Origin of the sequence: Thioalkalivibrio sp. ALJ15, from assembly GCF_000383695.1 — a bacterium.
Classification (GTDB): domain Bacteria; phylum Pseudomonadota; class Gammaproteobacteria; order Ectothiorhodospirales; family Ectothiorhodospiraceae; genus Thioalkalivibrio.
Map to the genome: position 1 here is coordinate 427694 of NZ_KB912056.1, position 23816 is coordinate 451509.

Annotated in this window: 20 protein-coding genes; 7 read left to right on the top strand and 13 right to left on the bottom strand. The window is 65.7% G+C overall.

What is annotated here, in order from left to right; all coding sequences use genetic code 11:
• Positions 1–190: 190 nt before the first annotated feature.
• Positions 191–919 (bottom strand): rhomboid family intramembrane serine protease, encoded by a 729-nt coding sequence (locus G015_RS0102040; RefSeq protein WP_020146073.1) that lies wholly within the window; start codon positions 917–919, stop codon positions 191–193.
• Positions 920–1107: 188 nt separating this feature from the next.
• Complete coding sequence (locus tag G015_RS0102045; RefSeq protein WP_020146074.1) at positions 1108–2613, bottom strand: SulP family inorganic anion transporter; 1506 nt, start codon at positions 2611–2613, stop codon at positions 1108–1110.
• Positions 2614–2860: 247 nt separating this feature from the next.
• On the opposite strand from G015_RS0102045, the gene G015_RS0102050 reads away from it, so the two are divergent.
• A complete protein-coding gene (locus tag G015_RS0102050) occupies positions 2861–3349 on the top strand; it encodes a universal stress protein (protein ID WP_020146075.1) in 489 nt (162 codons plus the stop codon).
• 15 nt (positions 3350–3364) lie between these two features.
• Here the strand turns inward: G015_RS0102050 and G015_RS0102055 are convergent, their stop codons facing one another.
• On the bottom strand, positions 3365–4867 hold the full coding sequence (locus G015_RS0102055) for a YdiU family protein (RefSeq protein ID WP_020146076.1): 1503 nt from the start codon (positions 4865–4867) through the stop codon (positions 3365–3367).
• Between the two features lie 139 nt (positions 4868–5006).
• On the opposite strand from G015_RS0102055, the gene G015_RS0102060 reads away from it, so the two are divergent.
• Complete coding sequence (locus tag G015_RS0102060) at positions 5007–5510, top strand: hypothetical protein (RefSeq protein ID WP_018139761.1); 504 nt, start codon at positions 5007–5009, stop codon at positions 5508–5510.
• 49 nt (positions 5511–5559) lie between these two features.
• On the opposite strand, the gene argH is transcribed toward G015_RS0102060, so the two are convergent.
• Positions 5560–6996, bottom strand: a complete 1437-nt coding sequence (gene argH / locus G015_RS0102065; RefSeq protein ID WP_018139760.1) for an argininosuccinate lyase — start codon at positions 6994–6996, stop codon at positions 5560–5562.
• 107 nt (positions 6997–7103) lie between these two features.
• Here argH and G015_RS0102070 point away from each other — a divergent pair, with 107 nt between their 5' ends.
• From G015_RS0102070 to G015_RS0102085, 4 genes are all read left to right on the top strand, one after another.
• The gene (locus tag G015_RS0102070; protein WP_012981430.1) at positions 7104–8144 is read left to right on the top strand and encodes a sensor histidine kinase; all 1041 of its coding nucleotides are present in this window, start codon (positions 7104–7106) and stop codon (positions 8142–8144) included.
• On the top strand, positions 8134–8859 hold the full coding sequence (locus G015_RS0102075) for a LytTR family DNA-binding domain-containing protein (RefSeq protein WP_012981429.1): 726 nt from the start codon (positions 8134–8136) through the stop codon (positions 8857–8859). Before G015_RS0102070 ends, G015_RS0102075 begins: the two co-directional genes overlap by 11 nt.
• Positions 8860–8953: 94 nt before the next feature.
• Positions 8954–9901: a hydroxymethylbilane synthase gene (gene hemC / locus G015_RS0102080; RefSeq protein WP_012981428.1), complete on the top strand. Its 948-nt coding sequence runs from the start codon at positions 8954–8956 to the stop codon at positions 9899–9901.
• Positions 9902–9903: 2 nt separating this feature from the next.
• Positions 9904–10719, top strand: coding sequence for a uroporphyrinogen-III synthase (locus G015_RS0102085; RefSeq protein ID WP_012981427.1), 816 nt, complete (start codon positions 9904–9906; stop codon positions 10717–10719).
• 19 nt (positions 10720–10738) lie between these two features.
• Here G015_RS0102085 and G015_RS0102090 read toward each other — a convergent pair whose 3' ends face one another.
• Positions 10739–11767: a CDP-6-deoxy-delta-3,4-glucoseen reductase gene (locus G015_RS0102090; RefSeq protein WP_012981426.1), complete on the bottom strand. Its 1029-nt coding sequence runs from the start codon at positions 11765–11767 to the stop codon at positions 10739–10741.
• Between the two features lie 158 nt (positions 11768–11925).
• Here G015_RS0102090 and G015_RS0102095 point away from each other — a divergent pair, with 158 nt between their 5' ends.
• Positions 11926–12498: a hypothetical protein gene (locus G015_RS0102095; protein WP_018139755.1), complete on the top strand. Its 573-nt coding sequence runs from the start codon at positions 11926–11928 to the stop codon at positions 12496–12498.
• A gap of 25 nt (positions 12499–12523) precedes the next feature.
• Here the strand turns inward: G015_RS0102095 and ubiD are convergent, their stop codons facing one another.
• The 8 genes from ubiD to dnaA all read right to left on the bottom strand — a co-directional run bounded on the left by ubiD (position 12524) and on the right by dnaA (position 23804).
• Positions 12524–13987: a 4-hydroxy-3-polyprenylbenzoate decarboxylase gene (gene ubiD / locus G015_RS0102100; protein ID WP_018139754.1), complete on the bottom strand. Its 1464-nt coding sequence runs from the start codon at positions 13985–13987 to the stop codon at positions 12524–12526.
• A 33-nt stretch (positions 13988–14020) separates the two neighbouring features.
• The gene (xth, locus tag G015_RS0102105) at positions 14021–14788 is read right to left on the bottom strand and encodes an exodeoxyribonuclease III (protein ID WP_018139753.1); all 768 of its coding nucleotides are present in this window, start codon (positions 14786–14788) and stop codon (positions 14021–14023) included.
• Positions 14785–16833: a M3 family metallopeptidase gene (locus G015_RS0102110; RefSeq protein ID WP_028490873.1), complete on the bottom strand. Its 2049-nt coding sequence runs from the start codon at positions 16831–16833 to the stop codon at positions 14785–14787. The genes xth and G015_RS0102110 overlap by 4 nt, the downstream gene beginning before the upstream one ends.
• Positions 16834–16947: 114 nt before the next feature.
• Positions 16948–17478, bottom strand: coding sequence for a hypothetical protein (locus tag G015_RS0102115; protein WP_020146079.1), 531 nt, complete (start codon positions 17476–17478; stop codon positions 16948–16950).
• A gap of 6 nt (positions 17479–17484) precedes the next feature.
• Positions 17485–19917, bottom strand: coding sequence for a DNA topoisomerase (ATP-hydrolyzing) subunit B (gene gyrB, locus G015_RS0102120; protein WP_018139749.1), 2433 nt, complete (start codon positions 19915–19917; stop codon positions 17485–17487).
• A 66-nt stretch (positions 19918–19983) separates the two neighbouring features.
• The gene (locus tag G015_RS0102125; protein ID WP_081601234.1) at positions 19984–21057 is read right to left on the bottom strand and encodes a DNA replication/repair protein RecF; all 1074 of its coding nucleotides are present in this window, start codon (positions 21055–21057) and stop codon (positions 19984–19986) included.
• 23 nt (positions 21058–21080) lie between these two features.
• Entirely contained in the window at positions 21081–22184 is a 1104-nt protein-coding gene (dnaN, locus tag G015_RS0102130; RefSeq protein ID WP_020146080.1) for a DNA polymerase III subunit beta, read from the bottom strand.
• Positions 22185–22436: 252 nt separating this feature from the next.
• Positions 22437–23804 (bottom strand): chromosomal replication initiator protein DnaA, encoded by a 1368-nt coding sequence (dnaA, locus tag G015_RS0102135; RefSeq protein WP_012981417.1) that lies wholly within the window; start codon positions 23802–23804, stop codon positions 22437–22439.
• Between the last annotated feature and the right edge of the window lie 12 nt (positions 23805–23816).

The window sequence follows — 23816 nt, forward strand, 5'->3', positions numbered from 1 at the left end:
ACCCTGCCCCCGTCATTGCGAGGGGGCAAAGCCGACGAAGCAATCTCGCTCCGGAAGCACCGCGTTGCCAGAGTTCGGAGGTTGCCACGTCGGCTTCGCCTCCTCGCAATGACGGTGCGACGAAGCGCCGTCGCCGCTACGTCGCGGGATGCACCGAGCGCGACGAACCGCATCAAGGAAGGGTGTCCGACTAATCACGCCGCCCAGGCCCGTCCGGCGGTTCTTTCGGCTCGATCTCGTCGAGCCGCCCCTGTTCGATCTTGCGCAGGGTCTCGGGGTCGGTGGGGTCGTCGTCCTCCCAGTCGTGCCGCCGATACACCGGGAACGGATCTCGACGATAGAGGAACCAGCCACAGACCGCACCCACGACCGCGCCGAACAGGTGCGCTTCGAACGAGACCTTGGGGCCGCTGGGGAAGACACCCCAGAGCATGCTGCCGTAGAGGAACAGGATGATGATGGCCACCGCGATGGACAGCGCATCGCGCCGGCGGATCCCGATCACCACGGCAAAGAACATCAGCCCGTGGGTCAGGCCCGAGGCGCCAATGTGCAGCCCCTCGCGGGCGAACAGCCAGACACCCAGCCCCCCCATCAGCCAGATCAGCGGGACTGCAACGCGCGTGGCACGCGGAAAGCCGTAGAGCGTGAGCATGCCGAGCACCCACAAGGTCGGCACATTGGCGAGCAGGTGACCCCAGGAGCCGTGGATCAACGGCGAGGTGATGATGCCCAGCGCCCCGACCGCGTCGCGCGGCAGAATACCCAGCCGCGACCAGTCCCCGCCCAGCAGGTCGTGCAGGGCGTGGATCACGATCAGGACGGCGGCCCCCAGCATCGGCCAGAGCAGCGCACGCCGAATCCGCTCCTGCTCGGCCCGGGGGTCGGCCGGAGGCGCCGGCCGGCGAAGATTCATCATCCGCCTAGCCTGCCATGCCTGGACAAGAGGTCCAATCTCTCCCATCCCCCGGCGCCGCCACGGGCACCGTCATTGCGAGGCCCCGCAGGGGCCGCGGCAACCTCCTGAAGCTGGCGCAGTGTCGGGGTCCGAGGGTTTCGGAGGGAGGTTGCTTCGTCGCTGCACTCCTCGCAATGACGGTGGCGGCATTAGTGCCCGCCCGGCCCCAGGTCGGCGCCCTTGTCGTGTTGCGCGAGCTTGTCGTGGAGTTCGCCGCTCTCGCCACGCGGCGTCCTGACTTCGACCTCCATGCCGTTGCGGCGGAACTTGCCGACGACCTTGTCGATGGCAGCCACCGCCGAGCTGTCCCATAGCGAGGCGCGCGTCAGGTCGATCTCGATGTGGTGGATGCCCTCGCGGTAGTCGAAGCTGTCGATGAACTTGTCCACGGCGACGAAGAACAGCTGGCCGCGCACGGTGTAGATGCGAGTCCGGCCGTCCTCCGACAGCGTACTGGTGACTTCGACGGCCTTGACCATCTTGCGCGCGAAGAAGATCGCCGAGAGCAGCACGCCGGCGAACACGCCCAGCGACAGGTCGTGGGTGATCACGGTGGTGCCGACGGTCACGATCAGCACGGTGGCGTCGGTGCGCGGCAGCTTGTGCAGGGTGGTCAGCGAGCCCCAGTCGAAGGTGGCGATGGAGACCATGATCATCACCGCCACCAGCGCGGCCATCGGGATGATCGAGACCAGGTCGCCGAGGAACACGATGAAGATCAGCAGGAAGATGCCCGCCGACAGCGTGGACAGGCGCCCCAGCCCCCCGGACTTGATGTTGATCACCGACTGGCCAATCATCGCGCAGCCCGCCATGCCGCCGAAACAGCCGGTGACGATGTTGGCGATGCCCTGGCCCTGGGCCTCGCGGTTCTTGCCGGAGGGCGTGTCGGTCAGGTCGTCGAGGATGGAGGCGGTCAGCAGCGACTCCAGCAGGCCGACGATCGCCAGCGCGAAGGCGGTCGGGAAGATGATCTGCAGGGTCTCCCAGTTCAGCGGGATGTCCGGGAACAGGAACACCGGCAGGCCGTCCGGCAGCTCGCCCATGTCGCCGACCTCCAGCGTCGGCAGGCCCATGAAGTAGACCAGGACGCTGAGCACCACGATCGCGACCAGCGGTGGCGGCAGCAGCTTCGGGTAGCCCGGGATCATCGGCAGGCCGTAGAGGATGAGCAGCCCGGCGGTGACCAGCGCCCACATGGTGGTGTCGCCGTCCACCAGATAGGGCACCTGCGACAGGAAGATCAGGATCGCCAGCGCATTCACGAAGCCGACCAGCACCGTGCGCGGGATGAACATCATGTAGCGCGCGAGCTTTGCCCAGGCGAACAGGATCTGGATGATCCCGGTCAGGATGGTCGCGGCCAGCAGGTACTGCAGCCCGTGTTCCGCCACCAATGTCACCATCAGCAGCGCCATGGCCCCGGTCGCGGCCGAGATCATGCCGGGGCGTCCGCCGGCGAAGGCGATCACCACCGCCATGGTGAACGAGGCGTACAGGCCCACGCTCGGGTCGACCCCGGCGATGATCGAGAACGCGATCGCCTCGGGGATCAGGGCCAGCGCGACCACGATCCCGGCGATCAGGTCCGCGCGCACATTGAACAACCAGATCTTGCGCTGGCGTTGCAGGAAGTCGGTCAGGGTCTGCTGCACGCGGGAATCCCCAATACGGATGCGCGCCGCTGTATCGACCGGGGCCGGGACTGGCGGGCGGACAGGTGCGAGGGGAGGCTCACCGGTGTTCCACCTCTCGCAGGCGCGGTTGCAAGCGGTCTGGTGCCAGTACAGACTGAAACCGCCGAAAGGGGGCGAAGTCTAGCACCTCGCACCAAGACGCTGAACCGCGCGCCCCCTGTGGGGTCTCGCCGAGGCCCTTCCCACGACCAGCCCGAGGATCCCCATGCTGCAGCGCGTCATCATCGCCGTCGACTTCTCGCCTGCCTCCGCCGCGGCCCTGGCCGTCGCGCGGCAGCACTGCCCGGGGGCGAAGAAGCGCCTGCTCTACGTGATGAAGCCCTCTGATGTGGCCGGGCCCAGCGCGGCCGGCGCCTTCAGTGGCGCCGGCACCTCACCGCTGAACGCGAAGGACATGCGCCACTCGGCGGAAGACAAGGTCCGCGCACAGCTCGAGGACTGGGCCGAGGCGGACGACGAGGTCGCCGTGGCCATTGGCAGTGCGCCGGAGGAGATCTCCCGCCATGCCGAGGAATGGGGTGCGGACATGATCGTGATGGGCACGCGCGGTCGCAGCCAGATCGCCAGCATGCTCTCCGGGTCCGCGACCGAGTGGCTGGTGCGCAACGCACGCCTCCCGGTCCTGGTGGTGCACGACGTCCCGCTGTCCGACGCCATGAAGCAAAAGCTGCCCCCGGAGAGCGCGGTCAACTGACCACGCAGCGGGGCCTCAGGAGGAGCAGCTCAACTGGATGCCGGCGGCCCAGGCGGGCGGCAGGTCCGCGTAGGCCTCGAACTCGGACTGCTCGTCGTACGGCTGCGCGAGGATCGCCTGCAGCCGCAGTAGCTCGGACGTATCGCCCGCCTCGGCCTGCTCGATCGCGGCCTGCGCCAGGTGGTTGCGCAGGATGTACTTCGGATTGACCGCGTTCATCGCCGCCCGACGCGCCTCGAACGGGCGGGCCTCCGTCTCCAGGCGCGCCTGATAGCGCGACCACCATCCGCGCCAGGTCTCCGCGTCCTCCAGCTCGGCCTCGAGCTGTTCGCGGATCTCGGGCTGCTCCAGGTCCGGTAGCTGGCGGAAGAAGCGCGTGTAATCGACGCCCTCCGCGGCCATGCGTGCCAGCAGGTCGTGGATCAGCTCCAGATCCCCTTCGCGTTCCTCCACCAGCCCCAGCTTCGCGCGCATGCGCGTTAGCCAGGCCTGCTCGAACCGGGGCATGAAGTCCACCAGAAGTGCCTTGGCCCGCTCGATCGCGGCTTCGCGGGTGGCGTCCTGGAAATGGATTACCAGGGTCTCGGCCAGACGGATCAGGTTCCACTGCGCGATCGCCGGCTGCTGGTCGAAGGCGTAGCGGCCGCCCTGGTCGGTGTGGTTGCAGATGTAGCCCGGGTCGTAGGCATCCAGGAACGCGAACGGGCCATAGTCGATGGTCAGCCCCAGCAGGCTCATGTTGTCGGTATTCATCACCCCGTGGCAAAACCCGACGGCCTGCCAGTCGGCGATCATCTCGGCGGTGTTCGCGATCACCTGTTCGAGCATCGCGGCCACCGGGTCGTCGGCGTCCGCCAGCTCGGGATAGTCGTGCGCCAGCGCATAGTCGATCAGTTCGCGCAGGCGTTCGCTGTAGCCGCTGTAGTGGAAATACTCGAAGTGCCCGAAGCGCAGGAAGCTGGGTGCCGCGCGCAGCACGATCGCCCCCGGTTCCACGCGCTCGCGCAGGACCTGCAGGCTGGAGCCGAACAGGGCCACCGCGCGGGTGGTCGGCACGCCCAGTGCGGCCATCGCCTCGGAGATCAGGTACTCGCGGATCGAGGAACGCAGTACCGCGCGGCCGTCGGCGCCGCGCGAATAGCGCGTGCGGCCAGCCCCTTTCACCTGCAGTTCCCAGTGCTCACCGGAGGTGGTTCGAACCTCGCCCAGCAGCTTTGCGCGTCCGTCCCCCAACTGCGGGACAAAGACGCCGAACTGGTGCCCGGCATAGACACTGGCCAGCGGGTCGGGGCCCTCCATCGGGTGTCCTTCGGTGCAGGCCCCCAGCCAGGGCTGGCGGGCCAGGTCGGTCGCGGCCAGCCCCAGGCGCCGGCACATCTCGGCGCTGGTCGCCAGGCACGTGGCATCCGGGAACGGGGCCGGCGCCGGACGGTCATAAAAGGCCTCCGGCAGACTCGCAAAGCGGTTCACCCATTGCAGTTCGGGTGTGCTGGGCGCTGGGGCTTCGGCGCGGGACATCGATACCTCGGCAGATCGCGGCTTCAGGCGTTATGATGCGCGACGTTTCGATTTTGCACCTTTGGGCCCACACAGCCCGGGTGTTCCGTCACGCGGGCACGGCTTTCATATGGTGTGCCCCTTTCCCGGGAGGAGACTCGTGACCGAAGAACAGGACAACAAGAATCAAGGTGGCCTGAAGAACAGCGAGCGCCTGGCCTGGCTGGGCTTCATGCTGTTTTTCGTCATCATCCTCGCCATCTACATCGCCCGTGCCACCGGGCTGGAGCAGGATGTGACCGAGGCCCAGCGCGAGCTGTACCAGACGCAGGTGCAGCTACAGGAATACACCCGGCACGAGATTCCGCGCCCGGTCGAACTGGGCCTGACGAACGCGCACATCCAGGACCTGCAACGCCGCGGCATGGCACGCGCCGAGGAGCGCCTGCGTGCAGATCTGATGGAACATCCGGAGCTGATCCCGCACGAGGCGGAGGGTGACGAGGGCTTTGCGTTCCGGCCCGACGGCATCCACGTGCTGAACCACCGCTGGGTACTGGCGAACTTCGAGGGCGACGATGCCCATGGCCAGGTCCTGCTCGGCTACGAGGTGGTGCACGGTAACGTGATGTGGGAAGTGATCGACTCGACGCTGGCCTACTGACGATCCTGGTAAATCAGGTGGTGCGCCTTCGCACCACCTCGATCGTGTCTCAGCCCATCGTGCCCGCAAGGTGCTCGCGGGCGACCGCGACCTGGCGCCGGACCTGCTCCGGGGCGGTGCCGCCGGTCAGGTTGCGAGCAGCGGCCGACCCCTCCGGCGTCAGCACCGTGTAAACATCGTCGCCCACCGCGTCGCTGATGGCCTGCAGGTCGGCCAGCGGCAGTTCCGCCAGATCGACCCCACGATCCTGCGCCACCCGTACCGCACGACCCACGACCTCGTGGGCATCACGGAAGGCCACACCCCGCCCGACCAGGTAGTCGGCAAGATCCGTTGCCGTGGCAAAGCCCTTGCGCGTGGCGGCCAGGGTGTTCTCCGCACGCACCTCCAGGTTGGGCACCATGTCGGCAAACGCGCGCAGCGAGCCGAGCAAGGTATCCACGGTGTCGAACAGCGGTTCCTTGTCCTCCTGATTGTCCTTGTTGTAGGCGAGCGGCTGGCCCTTCATCAGGGTCAGCAAGGACATCAGGTGGCCATAGACCCGGCCGGTCTTGCCACGCACCAGCTCGGGCACGTCCGGGTTCTTCTTCTGCGGCATGATCGACGAGCCGGTGCAGTAGCGATCCGGCAGGTCGATGAACGCGAACTGCGCACTGGTCCAGAGGATCAGCTCCTCGGCCTGGCGCGACAGGTGCATCATCAGCGTCGCCGCGGCGGCGGTGAACTCAATCGCGAAGTCGCGATCCGAGACCGCGTCCAGCGAGTTGCGCGTCACCCCGTCAAAGCCCAGCAGCTCGGCGGTGTACTCGCGATCCAGCGGATACGGTGTCCCGGCCAGCGCGGCCGCGCCCAGCGGGAGGACATTGACCCGCGCGCGGCAGTCGACCAGGCGCTGGGCATCGCGCTCCAGCATCTCGTACCAGGCCAGCATGTGGTGCCCGAAGGTGACCGGCTGCGCGGTCTGCAGATGGGTAAAGCCGGGCATCACCGTCTCGGCCTCGCGCTCGGCCAGATCCACCAGCCCGCGCTGGTAGGCCCGGACAAGGCTCAGGATGTCGTCGATGGCGGCGCGCAGCCACAGGCGGATGTCGGTCGCCACCTGGTCGTTGCGCGAACGGCCGGTGTGCAGCTTCTTGCCGACATCACCGATCCGCTCGATCAGCCGCGCCTCGATGTTCATGTGCACATCTTCGCGGCCGATCTGCCAGTCGAACTTGCCGGCGGCGATCTCGTCGCGGATGGCGTCCAGCCCCTGCAGGATCTGTTCGGCCTCGGCGTCGGTCAGCACGCCGACCTTGGCCAGCATGCGCGCATGCGCCTGCGATCCCTGGATATCCTCCCGGTACAGGCGCTGGTCGAACTCGACCGAGGCGGTAAAGCGTTCGACAAAGGCATCGGTGGGTTCGGAGAAACGGCCGCCCCAGAGCTTGGCCTCGCCCTCGGGGGCCGGGGCCTGTGGCTTGTCGCGTGCGGAATCCTGCGTCATGGTGCACCCTGAACCGGGTTGGAAAGACACGGAAGTATAAGGGAGACGCGGCACAGTGTCCCCCGACCAAATACAAGGATGGACGGCACCCGGAGGGGAGACGGGTCGTGAAGGCACCTGCGCCGGACGACGAGACCACCGAACTGGCGAAACAATCGCCGCTGCCGGATTTCTGCAGCGCCGAGACGCTGTTGCGCGTGCTGATGGTCGCGGTACTGCTGGCCCTGGCCGTAACTCTGCTGCGCGGAGGCGGGCAGGACTGGGTGCCGGGGCTCGCCCTGCATGCGCTGTTCATCTTCTGGGTCGCGCTGACCAGCCTGCTGATCCTGTGCGCCGGCAAGCGGCTGCTGGTGCGCCTGCCCTTGTGGGGCCAGATCGTCCTGCCCCCGCTGGTGCCGATCGCCAACACGGCGGCGGTCTTTCTGGGGGCCGAGGGCCTGCAGCTGGCCGATCCGGCCTGGCGCTGGCCGGCGATCGCGGTCGCCACGATCCTGAGCCTGGTGGCGATGCATTACCTCTACCTGCAGGCGGCCTGGCAGCGCGAGACCCAGGCCGTCTCCCGCGCCCGCGAGCAGGCGATGCGCGCGCGGCTGCGGCCGCACTTTCTCTACAACAGCATGAACACCATTGCCGGGCTGTGCCGCAGCGAACCCGCGCGCGCGGAACAGATCACGCTGGATCTGGCCGATCTCTTTCGCGCCACCTTCGCGACCGCGGATCGCCAGTCCCTGCGCGCGGAGCTGGAGCTGGTGCGGGCCTTCCTGAATATCGAGCAGACGCGGTTTGGCGAACGCCTGGAGGTGGAATGGGACTGCCCGGACCAGGCCGGTCTGGACGTCAGCGTGCCCACCCTGATCCTGCAGCCGCTGGCGGAAAACGCGATCCAGCACGGGATCGGGCCGGCCCGGGGTCCCGGCTTCGTGCGCGTTCGCTGTCGGCTCGACTCCGGGACAGTGATGCTGTCATTGACCAACAGCGTCGACCCGGAGGCACACAGCGAGGGGACCGGCACCGCCAGCGAGGCCGTGCGCCTGCGCCTGCACCATGCGTTTGGCGATCGGTGTCGCTTCGAAACCGTGACCCGGGAGCGCGAGTTCGAAGTCCGTATTCGCCTGCCACTGGAACGGGGGAATCAACATGTCGAGTGAAGCCTTGCGCGTCCTGATCGTGGACGACGAACCGATTGCGCGTCAGCGCCTGGCCGGGATGGTCAACGACGCCGGACATCAGGTGATTGGCCAGGCGGCCGAGGCGATCAGCGCACGCGACGCCATCACCCGCGAGGCACCCGATCTGGTGCTGCTGGATGTCGAGATGCCCGGTGAGTCGGGCATGGAGCTGGCCGCCGAGATCGGCGCCCGGCGACCCGACCTGATGGTGATCCTGGTCACCGCACACGAGCAGTTCAGCCTGGACGCCTTCGAGGCCGGCGTGCGCGACTACGTGCTCAAGCCCGTGCGCGGCGAGCGCCTGACCCAGGCCCTGGAGCGCGCGGCCCGGCACAAGGCCGGCTCTTCGGCACCCGCTCCACGGACGGTTCGCCTGACCATCGGGCGGCGCGAGGAACGCGTGGCCCTGGACCGTATCGCCTACTTCACGGCCGAAGACGGCTATGTGATTGCGCGCGGTGAACAGCTCGAGGGGTTTGTAGATACACGACTGCACGAACTGGAATCCCGGTTCGGCGATGCCCTCCTGTGCGTGCGCCGGGGCTGCCTGGTGGTGCGCACGGCGATCCGGGGGCTGGAGACACGCGGCCCGGCCGATCACCGCCTGCTGTTTCATGGTCAGCTCGATCCGGTGGCCGTCAGCCGCCGTCAGCTGCCACAGGTGAGGGCCTTCCTGCGCGGCAATCTGGCATAGCAAGAAGCGACAGCCCCTGGATCCGGGAGGGTTCGGGCCACTGCGCCGAAACCGTTATACTACGGCGCTTTATTCTCCAGCCGCCGGACCCCGCATGAAACCCCTGCGTATCGCCACTCGAAAAAGCCCGCTCGCCATGTGGCAGGCGGAACATGTCGCCGCGCGCCTGCGGGGCCTGCACCCGGATCTTCCGGTGGAACTGGTCGGCATGACGACCCAGGGCGATCGCGTGCTCGACTCCCCGCTGGCCCGTATCGGCGGCAAGGGGCTGTTCGTGAAGGAGCTGGAGGTCGCAATGCTGGAGGATCGTGCGGACATCGCGGTCCATTCGGTCAAGGACGTGCCCATGGAGCTGCCGGCGGACCTGGTGCTACCGGTGATCCTCGACCGGGAAGATCCGCTGGATGCGTTCGTCTCCAACACCTATGCCCATGTCGACGAGCTGCCCCAGGGCGCGCGCGTGGGTTCGTCCAGCCTGCGCCGGCAGTGCCAGCTGCGGGCACGGCGGCCGGACCTGAAGATCACCGATCTGCGCGGCAACGTGAACACCCGGCTGGGCAAGCTGGATGCCGGCGAGTACGACGCGATCCTGCTGGCGGCGGCCGGGCTGAAGCGCCTTGGGTTCGACGAGCGCATCCGCGCCCGGCTGGAACCGGCTGTCAGCCTGCCGGCAGTGGGCCAGGGGGCAATCGCCATCGAGTGCCGCGAGAACGACCCGGAGATCGCGGCGCTGATCGCACCCCTGAACGACCGCGACACCTCCGACCGCGTGCGTGCAGAACGCGCGTTCAATCGCCGCCTGGAGGGCGGCTGCCAGGTCCCTCTGGCCGGCCACGCAACCCTGGACGGCGACCGGCTCCGCCTGGACGGTCTGGTCGGCGCCGTCGATGGCAGCCAGCTCCTGCGACGGCAGGTGGAAGGGCCGCGCGGCGACGCGGAGGCCCTCGGGGTACAGCTGGCCGAACAACTGCTGGAACTGGGGGCTGGCGAGCTGCTGGCCGCCGCCCACGCCGAGAACGCAGCCTCCACGAAAGGATCCTGAAAATGGCCGAGCTGGATATCATGAAGCCCACCGCGGACGGCCCCCTGAACGGCTGCGGGATCCTGGTCACGCGGCCGGCGGCGCAGGCAGAGGAGTTCTGCACCTTGCTGGCTGGCGATGGCGCCGAGGTGATCCGCTTTCCGGTGCTGGAGATCCTGGCGCCCAGCGACCCGACCGACCTGCGCGCGGTACTGAATCAGCTGGATAATTTCGATATTGCGGTCTTTATCAGCCCGAACGCGGTGCAGCGGGTGCTGAACCTGGCGCTGGCCGACCGCACCTGGCCCGAAGGGACGCGAATCGCAGCCATCGGCAACCGCACCGCGAAGGAGCTGAAGGGCTTCGGGCTGAACGTGGATATCGCCCCGCCGCGGCGCTTCGACAGCGAGGCGTTGCTGGAACAGCCGGCGATGCAGGACGTGGCCGGCCAGCGCGTGGTGATCTTTCGCGGCGACGGCGGGCGCGAATACCTCGGCGATACGCTGAAGTCGCGCGGCGCGGAGGTCACCTTTGCCGAGGCCTATCGGCGCGGGCGCCCGGAGGGCGATACCGGCGCGCTGATGTATGCGTTCTCGCGCGACCAGATCGACATCATCACGATCACCAGTGGCGAGGGGCTGCGCAATCTCTACGAGATGGTCGGCAAGCTCGGGCGCATGTGGCTGCGCAAGACACCGCTGGTGGTGGGTTCCGAACGGATCGGCGAGATCGCCCACGAGCTGGGGTTCAAGGCCGCCGTAGAGGTCGCAGAGGACCCGACTGACGCCGCGATGCAGCAGGCGGTGCACCGCCTGGCCGCGCAACTCGCGACCAGCTGATCAGCGGGGTCGCGCGCCCCTATTCGTGGGGCGCGGCCGGCTCGAAGCTGTCGTAGTAGAGCTGTTCGGTCGGCAGGCCCGCGGCGAGGAAGGCATTGGTCGCCGCCTCGATCATCGCCGGCGGACCGGCCATGTAGACATCGAAGCCGGACAGGTCGGGGTATTCGGCCAGTACCGCATCGTGTGGCCAGCCCGCGACAGCCGGGAACCCGCCCGCCGTGTCCGCCGGCACATCGGAGAGCACCGGCGTAAAGCGAAAATGCTCACCGTGTTCGGCGCTCATGCGGCCGAGCCAATCGGGGGCGTAAATCCCTTCTGCACTGCGCGCGCCCCAGAACAGGTGGTGCGGGCGGTCGAAGCCCTCGACCGCCAGATGGTCCAGCATCCCCTTGAGCGGGCCGAAGCCCGTGCCACCACCAACGAACAGGCGCGGCCGCTCCGATTCCTCGTCGACAAAGAACGTGCCGAGCGGCCCCTCGATCCGTAACAGCGCCTTGGGCTGCATCTCCTCGAACACCATCTTCGAGAAGCGCCCACCCTCCAGGTTGCGCACATGCAGGACCAGCGGTTCGTCGTCATGCGGGGCATTGGCCAGCGAGTAGCTACGGCGCCCGCCGCCCTTGAGCAGGACATCCAGGTACTGTCCGGCGAGGAACTGCATGCGCTCGGTTGCGGGGAGCTGAAGACGCAGCTCCATGACATCGTCGGCCAGGCGGTTCAGCTGCGCGACACGACAGGGCAGCGTCTTCACGACGATATCCTTGGCCGCGCCGATCTCGCGCACCTCGATCTCCAGGTCATCCACCGGGACCGCCTGGCAGAACAGGGCCCAGCCATCGGCCAGTTCGGCCTCGGTAATGCCCGGCGGCTTTTTCGGCCCGTGGTCCACTTCGCCCGCGAGGACGCGCCCCTTGCAGGATCCGCAGGCGCCGTTACGGCAGCCATAGGGAAACGCAAACCCCTGGCGCAACGCGGCCTCGAGTACGGTCTCGTCGTCTTCGACCTCGAGTTGCTGCCCGCTGGGCTGGATGATCACGTCAAAGGCCATGCGCTGCTCCCGCTGCTGGTCCAACAAGGGGGCCTATTGTCTCCACGGTCCGGGCGAACGCAAGCAACCCCGGAAGCCGCATGTAGCGGTCCCGGGGTGCATTCCATGGACGGGATGGGGCAGACTCGGGGGCGCCAATCACAGGCAGGGAGAAAGGAATGCAAGGAGAAAAATGGACAGCCGCACTGGCCGCCGTCGGGGTGATGGTTCTGGGCGGATGTGCAGCCAACGAAACCCGTGACACGACGACCGATGCAGGGGCCGAAGCCGCTGCCGAGGTCACCGATCCGGAGGTGATCGTCGCGGTCCCGGAGCGGTTCGCCTACAGCGACGATGCAACGGTGTCCGAAGCCATTCGCCGCGAATGCGAGCTGGAGGAGCGCTTCCCCGGCTTCGTGCAGGAGTTCGGGGCTCGCCATGATGTCCGCGTGGAATCCGGCGCGGACGTGAGCCCCGGGGATGCTGGAAAGGTACTGGTGGTGGAGATCACCCAGGCCCGCAATGACGGCAGCGCCTGGTCCGGACACCGGTCCCTGGCGGAGGCCGAGGGCACGCTGTACGAGAACGGCGAGGCGGTGGCTGACTTCACCTCACGCCGGGTGTCTGGCGGCGGGGCATTCGGCGGGTTCAAGGGCAGCTGCGCGGTGATGGGTCGCACGGTACGGGCCATGGGCGCCGACATCGCGGCCTGGGTGCGGCTACCCGAGGACGGCGCACACCTGGGCAACTAGGGGCCGGGCGGGGCTGTGGCGACGGCTACAGCCCCAGCTCGTCCCAGAGGGCATCCACCCGCTCACGTACGGCCGGATCCATGGTGATCGGTCGGCCCCACTCGCGATCGGTCTCGCCCGGCCACTTGGAGGTCGCGTCCATACCCATCTTGGAGCCCAGCCCCGAGACGGGTGAGGCGAAATCCAGGTAGTCGATCGGCGTGTTCTCCACCAGCGTCGTGTCACGCGCAGGGTCCATGCGCGTGGTAATCGCCCAGATTACATCGTTCCACTCGCGCGTGTTCACGTCATCATCGACGACGATCACGAATTTTGTATACATGAACTGGCGCAGGAACGACCACACCCCCATCATCACGCGCTTCGCGTGGCCCGGGTACTGCTTGCGCATGGAAACCACCGCCATACGGTAGGAGCAACCCTCAGGCGGCAGGTAGAAGTCCACAATCTCCGGAAACTGCTTCTGCAGGATCGGGATGAAGACCTCGTTCAGGGCAACCCCCAGGACCGCCGGTTCATCGGGCGGACGCCCGGTATAGGTGGAGTGATAGATCGGCTGTTCACGGTGGGTGATACGGTCGATGGTGAACACCGGGAACTCGTCCACCTCGTTGTAGTACCCCGTGTGATCGCCGAACGGGCCCTCGGGCGCGGTTTCGCCGGGGTGGATATGGCCCTCCAGCACGAACTCGGCGGATGCCGGGACCTCGAGATCGGAGCCGATGCAGCGGGTGACCTCCGTGCGGCTGCCGCGCAGCAGCCCGGCAAAGGCGTATTCCGACAGCGTATCCGGCACGGGTGTGACCGCGCCGAGGATGGTCGCAGGATCGGCCCCCAGGGCCACCGCAATGGGGAACGGCTCACCTGGATGGGCCTGGCACCATTCCCGGTAGTCCAGCGCGCCCCCGCGATGCGACAGCCAGCGCATGATCACACGGTTGCGGCCGATCACCTGCTGACGGTAGATGCCGAGGTTCTGCCGCGACTTCTCCGGCCCGCGGGTCACGACCAGGCCCCAGGTGATCAGCGGCCCGGCATCCCCCGGCCAGCAGGTCTGCACCGGCAGGGTGGACAGGTCCACGTCGTCGCCTTCGATCACATGGCGCTGGCAGGCGGCCCCGCGCGTCTTCTTGGGCGCCATGTCGAGCACCTTGCGAAACACAGGCAGCTGTTCCCAGGCCGCCTTCAGGCCCTTGGGCGGGTCCGGCTGCTTGAGAAAGGCCAGCAGCCGGCCGACCTCGCGCAGGGCCTCGACCGAGTCCTCGCCCATGCCCATGGCCACCCGTTCCGGCGTGCCGAACAGGTTAGCCAGGACCGGGATATCGGAACCCTTGGGGTTCTCGAACAGCAACGCGGGTCCGCCGGCGCGCAGGACACGATCGGCGATCTCGGTCATCTCGAGGTTCGGGTCGATCTCGGTGGTGATGCGCTTGAGCTCGCCGCGGGCCTCTAGCCCGTCGATGAAGTCACGCAGGTCCCTGTATTTCAAAGGTGTCTCCCAGGGCGCGGCCGTCGGCCGGGCCTAGTCGCTGAATTCGGCCCAGACGGGGGCGTGGTCGGAGGGCCGTTCCCAGCCGCGGGGCTCGCGGTCGATCCCGGCAGCGGTCAGGCGTTTTTGCAGTGCGGGGCTGGCGAGGACCAGGTCAATCCGAAGGCCGCGGTTGCGCCGGAAGGAAGCGGCGCGGTAATCGAACCAGGAGAATTCCTCTTCCGGCTGCTCGAACGCTCGGAAGGTGTCCGCGAGACCAAGGTCCGTGAGGGCCGCCAGGGCCTCCCGTTCCGGGGTCGAGCACAGGATACGCTCGTGCCAGGCCTCGGGGTCGTGCACGTCGCGGTCTTCCGGGGCGATGTTGAAATCGCCCAGCACCACGAGGTTCGGGTAGGTCTCGATCTCGGCGGCCAGCCAGGCGCGCATGCGTGCCAGCCAGTCGAGCTTGTAGGCGTACTTTTCGGTCCCGACATTTTCGCCGTTCACCACATAGAGGTTCACGATACGGATATCGCCGATCGTGGCCGCCAGGATGCGGCGCTGGGCGTCCTCCAGCCCCGGCGGATCAGTGACGACGTCCGTTGCCTGTGTACGCGAGAGGATGGCCACGCCGTTGTAGGTCTTCTGGCCGGAGTAGACCACCTCGTAACCGGCATCCTGGATCGCACTGACCGGGAAGTTCTCGTCGGTTAGCTTGGTTTCCTGCAAGGCGAGGATGTCCGTGCGCGAGCTACCCAGCCAGTCGAGGACCTGGGGCAGGCGGACCTTCAGGGAGTTGACGTTCCAGCTGGCGATCTTCACGCGGCGTTCTCCAGTCCGCTGTGCCGCAGCAGGGCGTCGATCTCGGGGTCACGACCGCGGAAGGCCCGGAAGGAGTCGGCGGCTGGACGAGAGGCTCCGACCTCCAGGATCTCGCGCAGATAGGCTGCACCGACCTCGGGCGAGAACAGACCCTCTTCCTCGAATCGTGCAAAGGCATCGGCGGACAGGACCTCCGCCCACTTGTAGCTGTAGTAACCCGCCGCATAGCCTCCGGCAAAGATATGGGCAAAGCCATGGGGGAAGCGGTTGAACGCCGGCGGACGGACCACCGCGACCTCGTCACGCACCGTCTCCAGGAGGTCGAGGATGGCCTGGGCGCTGTCGGGTGCCGGCCCCGCGTGCAGGCGCATATCGAACAGGGAGAACTCGACCTGTCGCAGGAGCTGCAGCGCGGCATGGAAGTGGCGGGTATCGACGAGGCGCTGATAGAGGTCATCCTGCATGGGCTCGCCGGTCTCGTAATGAAGGGCGAACAGATCCAGGGCCTCGCGCTCCCAGCACCAGTTCTCCATGAACTGGCTTGGCAGTTCGACGGCGTCCCACTCGACGCCATTGATCCCGGCGATCTCGGGCTCGTTCACGCGTGTGAGCATGTGGTGGAGGCCATGGCCGAACTCGTGGAACAGGGTGATCACCTCGTCGTGGGTAAACAGCGCAGGCTTGCCATCCACGGGCGGGGTGGAGTTGCAGGTCATGAAGGCGACCGGGACCTGCTGGGCCTCTGCCGAGACAAAACGCTGGCGGCAGACATCCATCCAGGCACCGCCTCGCTTGTTCTTGCGGGCGTAGAGATCAAAGTAGAAACCCGCACGTTCGACGCCGTTCGCGTCAACGACGCGATAGTAGCGAACGTCGTCATGCCAGCTTTCGACGGTCGGGTCGGCCTCGAAATGCACGCCGAACAGGCGCTCGACCAGGCGAAACAGGCCTTCCACCGCCTGGCTGGCGGGGAAATAGGGCTTCAGCATTTCCTGGCTCAGTCCAAGACGCCGCTCACGCATCTTCTCGGCGGCATAGGCCATATCCCAGGCTTCCAGGGAGTCGAGCCCGAGCTCATCGCGGGCGAAGGCACGCAGCCCGTCCAGATCCTGTTCGGCCCGGGGACGTGCCCGCTGGGCGAGGTCCTGCAGAAAGGTATCGACCTGACCGGCGTTCTCGGCCATCTTGGTCGCCAGTGAGCGCTCCGCGTAGTGCGCAAACCCCGTGATGCGCGCCTTCTCCTCCCGCAGCTGGAGGATTTCGACCATGACCTCGCTGTTGTCGAAGCGACCTTCATCGGGGCCCTGGTCAGATGCGCGGGTCGCGAAGGCCTCGTAGACGCGGCGGCGAAGCTGGCGGTTGTCAGCATGGCTCATCACCGCGAAATAGCTTGGGAAATCCAGTGTGACGACGTAACCGGTCTGCTCGTGGGCGCGGGCGTTCTGGGCCAACATGGCCTGTTCTGCTGCGGGTATGCCGACAAGTTCGTCCTGATTGTCGGTCTGCCAGGTCCAGGACTGGGTCGCATCGAGGACGTTCTCCTCGAATCGCGCCGTGAGTGCGGACAGACGGGCATCGATTTCCCGCAAGCGGGCGCGCGCATCCTCGGGGAGATCGACACCACTGAGGTGGAAATCACGCAGGGCGTCATCAATTACCTTGCGTCGCTCGGGCGCGAGCTGGGGGTATTCCGGGCCATCGGCCAGGCGGCGAAAGGCGGCATACAGCCCCTGATGCTGCGACACCCAGCTCCCAAACTCGGACAACTTGGGCAGGCAGGCATTGTATGCCTGGCGCAGCTCCGGACTGTTCATCACCGCATTAAGATGTCCGACCGGTGCCCATACCTGAGAGAGACGGGCATCCAGGTGCTGCAAAGGCGCCACAAGTCCGTCCCAGGTCGGGGCGTCGCCAGCCTGGGCGACGAGCTGTTCGATCCCGTCGCGATTCTCCTGAAGGACGGTGTCGATAGCGGGGAGAACGTGTGCCGGGACGATGGATCGAAACGCGGGCAGGCGATCCGTTTGCAGCAGAGGGTTGGTCACGTGGACTCCAGATTCGAGTAGGACGGGAATTATGCCATTCGGACCACAGGCCCGGGAGGGTGTTCCGCCGTTGCGAGACTCCATCGAACCGGTCGCTGGAGGGTGCTGGAAAGGCTAGGCAGGATTGTCCGGATCGGAGGATGGAGGTTGCAAGGGTGTGTAACGGCCCATTCCGGCGAGCCAGGCGAGCGGTGCGTAGAAGGGCGAGCGGCAGGTGTGCCGATACGTCTGCAGGGCGGCGTTATAGCGAATCAGGGTGTCGCGAATGGCCTGATCCAGAGCGACGACCCGTCGCGTCGACTCGTCCAAACGTTCTCTATTAATATCAATAGGTTGTTGGTATATCGAGTCCCACAGGGCGCGGATTTCGCGCTCCGCTTCGGCGACGGTGGTCAGGTCGCCCCGGCGACGAGCCGTCTCCTGACGCTGCAAGGATCGGTGCAGATCCTGGACGGCCGGTGGTCCGCTGTCAGCTTGGATGCAGACCTTCTGCAAGTGGCCGTTGCGCTGCACAAGAAGGCGCTCCAGTTGATCCCAGGTGCCGACCACTTGGCGTTCCTGGACGGCCAGATGGGAGTACAAGCGCGCAATGCCCAGAGTCAGACCCACGAGCCCGGCGATCGTGACGATGACGAAGATCGCCATCCGGGATCAGACGTCAACGTTCTCCGCGCTCAGAGCTCGGCTTTCGATGAAGTCCCGGCGCGGTTCGACCTGATCCCCCATCAGGGTGGTGAAGATTTCGTCCGCGCGGATCGCATCCTCTACCCGGACCTGGAGCAGGCGACGGGTTTCGGGATTCATCGTCGTTTCCCAGAGCTGATCCGGATTCATCTCGCCCAGGCCCTTGTAACGCTGGGTGGCCAGGCCCCGGCGGCCCTCCTGGAGCAGCCATTCCATGGCCTCGGAAAAGCCCTGGATGCGGTGAACGCGTTCGCCTCGCTTGATGTAGGCACCAGACTCAAGCAGGGCATTGAGGCGGGCAGAGAGGTCCAGGATCGTCTGGAAATCGCGCGAGGCGAGCGTATCGTCGGTGATGTACTGCGACAACGCGGCGCCGTGCTCGAGACGATCCAGGCTCAGCTGGGCGTGACCGTCGACATTGTTAACCGGACCCAGGCTGTAGCGGGTAGCACCGGCGCGATCACTGGAGATAGACTCCAGGATGCGCGAGAACCAGGCTTGAACTTCTGGGTTGGTGACGCTGCGCGGCTCGGGAATCGCGTCGGCCTCGAGCATGGCCCAGAGGATGCGCGAGTCGTACAGACGTCCGAGCCGCTCGACCGCGCGGGCGGCCTTCTGGTAGCCCTTCACCAGTTCTTCGAAGGCCTCGCCCGTGACGGGCGGGGCGTCCGGACCCGGATGCAGCGCGGCGCCGTCCAGGGCAAGCGAGACCACGATTTCGCCCATCTCGGCTTCGTCGCGGACGTATTGCTCGCGCTTGCCGCGCTTGATCTTGTATAGCGGCGGCTGCGCGATATAGACGTGGCCACGCTCGATCAGCTCGGGCATCTGACGGAAGAAGAAAGTCAGCAGCAGGGTGCGGATGTGCGATCCGTCCACGTCCGCGTCGGTCATGATGATGATGCGGTGGTAGCGCAGCTTGTCCGGATCGTATTCGTCCTTCCCGATCCCGCAACCCAGCGCCGTAATCAGGGTCCCGACCTCGGCGGATCCGAGCATGCGATCAAAGCGTGCTCGCTCGACATTGAGGATCTTCCCCTTCAACGGCAGGATCGCCTGGAAATGCCGATCCCGTCCCTGTTTGGCAGAACCGCCCGCTGAGTCGCCCTCCACCAGGTAGAGTTCCGAATGCGCCGGATCCTTTTCCTGGCAATCGGCCAGCTTGCCGGGCAAGCCGGCGATGTCCAGCGCACCCTTGCGGCGCGTCACCTCGCGCGCCTTGCGAGCCGCCTCGCGCGCACGCGCCGCCTCGAGAACCTTGTCGGTGATCGCCTTGGCCTCGGGAGGGTTCTCCAGCAGGAAGTTGGTCAGTGCATCGGACAAGACGCTCTCGACGATCGGCTTGACCTCTGAGGAGACCAGCTTGTCCTTGGTCTGGGATGAAAACTTCGGGTCCGGGACCTTGACCGAGAGTACAGCGGTCAAGCCCTCACGCATATCATCCCCGGCGGTGGCGACCTTGGCCTTCTTGATCAGCCCCTCTTTCTCCAGGTACTGATTGACCGTACGCGTGAGCGCCGCGCGGAAACCGGCCATATGGGTGCCGCCATCGCGCTGCGGAATGTTATTGGTGTAGCAGAAGATGTTCTCCTGATAGGAGTCGTTCCACTGCAGCGCGACCTCGACGACGTAGTCATCCTCGCGTGTCTGGTTCGCGTAGATCACGGTGGGATGCAACGCCGTCTTCTTCTGATTCAGGTGCTCGACAAACGCACGAATACCGCCCTCGAACAGGAAGGTCTCTTCGCGGTTGTCGCGTTGGTCGCGCAGGGTAATCCGGACACCGGAATTCAGGAATGAGAGCTCGCGAAGGCGTTTGGCGAGGATCTCGTAGTGGAATTCGATGTCGGTGAAGATTTCGTCACTGGGGCGGAACCAGATCCTGGTGCCAGTCCGATCGGTGGGGCCTGCGACCGCCAATGGGGCATCAGGTACACCGAGATGATAGATCTGCTCGTGACGCTGGCCGGCACGATGGATCTCCAATCGGAGCTCTTCCGACAGGGCATTCACGACCGATACCCCGACGCCGTGCAGGCCCCCGGACACCTTGTAGGAGTTGTTATCGAACTTACCGCCGGCGTGGAGGACCGTCAGGATCACTTCTGCGGCGGACGTGCCCTCTTCCTCATGGATATCCACCGGGATACCGCGCCCGTTATCCGAGACCGACACCGCGTTGTCTTCGTGGATCGTGACCTCGATGGTGTCGCAATGGCCGGCAAGGGCCTCGTCAATCGAGTTATCGACGACCTCGAACACCATGTGGTGGAGACCGGTCCCGTCATCGGTATCCCCGATGTACATGCCAGGGCGCTTGCGCACGGCATCCAGGCCCTTGAGCACACGGATCTGGGAAGAATCGTAGGTTTCGGGGTCGAGCGGTTCAGATTCGGACATGGATTACGGCATCCGGCGGGTAACAGACACTGCAGTATAACGCAAAGGCGGGGGCCGGGGCGCGGCTCAGTCCGGGGTCACCACACCATGTTCCACGTGAAACAATCGCGTGGATCGCCCACCCTCCAGCCCGGGGATACGCGACTCGACTGCGGTGACCAGTACCTGCCACCCAAAGTTCTGGAGGCCGCACATCAACCCTTCCACCGCATCCACATCCAGTTCCGAAACCACATCATCCAGTAGCACGACCGGTGCCCTACCGGCCTCACGTTCGAGCATCCTGGCTTGCCCGCCGGTCAACGCCGTGATCAGCCTTTTTTGTTCACCCCGCGACGCCTCCGCCGCCACCCGACCATCAAAGCGGAGGTCGATGTCTGCGCGTTGCGGCCCGACCTGTCCGAAGCCCCTCTCTTCGTCCGAGGCCCGGCTGCGTGCAATTGCGTCCGAGAGCGGACGATCCCGTTCCCAGCCAACACGAAGGTGCACCTGGAAGCCTTCCAGGCGCTGCGAAAACCCGAAGGCCCGCGCCGCCTCCGCAGTGCTGCTCTCCCAGCGATCGATATAGGCCTGTCGCGCCTGCGTGATGATCTCACCGGCGGCGACTAGCGGGCGTTCAAATTCTCGCGCCGCACGACGATCGCCCTTGCGCAAAGCGGCGTTGCGTTGCTCGTGCGCCCGCCTCCATTGCTGCCAGTGCCACCGATACCCCTGCACGGAATGAAAGCAACCCCAATCGAGCAAACGGCGCCGTTCCTCCGGCGATCCCGTGAGCAGCTCAAAGGATCCCGCATGCAGCACCCGGACCGGCAGCCACTCCGCAACGCTGGCATGCCCTTCCATCCATCGCCCGTCGACCCGCGACCGCCGTGTGCCTTCCCAGCTCACGCCCAGGCGATGCTCACCTCCACGCAGGTCACGCACCCGCCCCCCGATCCACAGGCCCTTCTCGCCTGACCGAACGACCCGACGAAGCTGCGGCGTCCGGAACGATCGTCCCGCGGCAAGCACATGACAGGCCTCCAGCACCGACGTCTTGCCTGCGCCATTTGGACCCACGAGCCGGTTGATACCTTTGCCCGGCTCGAACGTCTGCTCCGAGAGATTTCGCACCCCCCTCCACCACAGGGCTTCCAGCACGGCGTCTGTTCGCCCGGTCGCGACTACAGGCGCATCGGCATCACGACGTAACGCGCGCCACCCGGAGGATCGGCCTGCACCAGGATCGAGGAGTTCCCGTCCCGCAGCCCGATCCGGACCTGATCGGTTTCAATGGCATTGAGGACATCGACCAGGTATCCGAGGTTGAATCCGATCTCCATCGGCGGGCCCTGATACTCGGCTTCGACTGACTCCTGGGCCTCTTCACGATCCGCGTTGTGGGTCATGACCTGACAGCCCTGATCGCCAAGCGTCATCCGCACCCCGCAGTACTTGTCCGACGCGACGATGGATACGCGTGCCAGTGCCTGCTTGAGACGCTCGCGTTCCACCGTCAGGGTCGCCGGAAGGTCCGCTGGAATCACGCGCTCGTAATCCGGGAACCGCCCTTCGATCACCTTGCTGCGCAGCACCGCATTCCCAAGATCGAACAGCACCTGATCCTCACTGAACCCGACGCGAACTGGTACATCGTCGTCCGACAGGTTGCGGCGCAGCTCCGCGATCGTCTTGCGCGGCACGATCTTCTCGATCCGTCCATCGATCGCCTGGTCAAGCTCGGCCTCGGCCAGTGCCAGTCGATGCCCGTCGGTTGCCACCGCGCGCAGGCTGTGACCACTGGCTACCAACAGCAATCCCTGAAGGTAATAGCGAACGTCCTGCTGCGCCATCGAGAACATCGTGGCCTCAAGCAACCGACGCAGCCGGTTCTGCGGGATGTCCAGGGTCCACTCCGAGCTCTTGCTCTCCCAGTCGGGGAAATCCGCACCCGGCAACGTGGCCAGACTGAAACGCGAGCCAGCGAACCCCACGGACATCCGTTCTCCATCGATCGTCGCCCGGATCTCGCTCTCTTCCGGTGCCGCCTTTACCACATCCAGCAGCTTGCGTACCGATACTGTCACGTCGCACTCGCCGGGGATGGTTCCCGTCGCCTCACCTTGCCAGGCCAGTTCCAGGTCGGTGGTATCCATGCGAATGCCGCCCCGTTCATCCGGTCGCAAGCGCACGTTGCCGAGGATCGGCATCGTCAAACGTTTCTCGGCCGCCCCGACAATCCGTTGCAGGGCGTCAGTCATCGCTTCGCGCTGGAAAGAGAGTTCCATGGCGGTGTCCTGTAATTGGGTTTAAGTAATTTAAAACTGATGATAATAAGGTCCGCTTCTCCCTGTGCGGAAAACCTTTAACTTCTTGATTTTTCGACGTTTATTATTCAAAAAACGGCTTTCAAACCTCTGTATCGCCTGTGTCTATCCTGTGGATGAAATCAGGCACCAAAAATTTACGCTGACTGCGCACGACTTCCCCCCATCTTATCCACAGCTTGTTCGGTCAACCTGCAGGGATGTGCGTCAGCGTCAGCTGCTCAGGGTCCGCAGCAGATTTGCATAGTCTTCATCCAGGCTCGCATCCGCCTCGCGCAACTCGACGATCTTGCGACAGGCATGAATGACCGTCGTATGGTCCCGTCCGCCGAAGGCCTGGCCGATCTCCGGCAGGCTGTGCTGCGTGAGTTCCTTCGCGAGTGCCATCGCCATCTGGCGCGGTCGAGCCACCGAGCGGCTGCGGCGAGTGGAGAGCAGATCCGCCACCTTGATGCGGTAGTAATCGGCCACGGTCTTCTGGATGTTCTCCAAGGTGATCAGCTTGTTCTGGACGGCGAGCAGGTCGCGCAGCGCCTCTTTGGCGAAGTCCAGGGTGATCGGTTTGCCGGTGAAATGCGCGTTCGCGATGACCCGGCGAAGCGACCCCTCCAGCTCCCGGATGTTGGACCGGATGCGCTTGCCCATGAAAAAGGCGACCTCGGTTGGCAACTCGATCCCGGCCTGTTCCGCCTTGCGCTGCAGGATGGCCACGCGCGTCTCCAGCTCCGGGGGTTCGATGGCGATGGTCAGGCCCCAGCCAAAACGTGATTTCAGCCGTTCCTCAAGCCCCTCCACCTCCTTCGGATAACGGTCCGAGGTCAGGATGATCTGCTGCTGACCTTCAAGCAACGCGTTGAATGTATGAAAAAATTCTTCCTGGGAACGTTCCTTGTTCGCAAAGAACTGGATGTCGTCGATCAGGAGGGCATCGGCCGTGCGATAGTGCTGCTTGAAGTCGTCGATCGCGTTGTGCTGCAGCGCCTTGATCATGTCGGCGACGAAGCGCTCGGAGTGCAGGTAGATGATCCGGCCTTCCGGCAGCCGGCTCAGGATGCTGTTGCCGATCGCGTGCATCAGATGGGTCTTGCCCAGGCCCACGCCGCCATAGATGAACAGCGGGTTGTACGCGACCCCCGGGTTTTCGGCCACCTGCAGACTGGCCGCCCGCGCCAGTTGATTCGATTTGCCCTCGACGAAGGTGTCGAAGGTGAAGGCCGGGTTCAGGTTGCTGACCGGCCCCTTGGGGACCGCTGCTCGCCGCGCTGGCGCGCTCGCGGGTGCCCGTGAAGGTGCGGAGCCTTCGGGCTCCGCGGCGGTCCACTCCGTGCCCCCGATCCCCAGGCGAACGCGTTGCCTATCGGTCTCTTCGGTGCCGGGGCGCAGTTCGCTGACGGCCTCTTCGATGGAACTCAGGAGATGGTCGCGGACATGTTCGAAGACAAACTGGTTGGGTGCCAGCAGGCGCAAGGCCCCGGCTTCCTCCTCGGCGTGCAGGGGTCGCAGCCAGGTATTCAGCTGCTGCTCACTCACACGACCCTGCAGGCGATCCAGACAGGCTGTCCACAGGGTATTGGCAGTCACACGCGGGTCTCC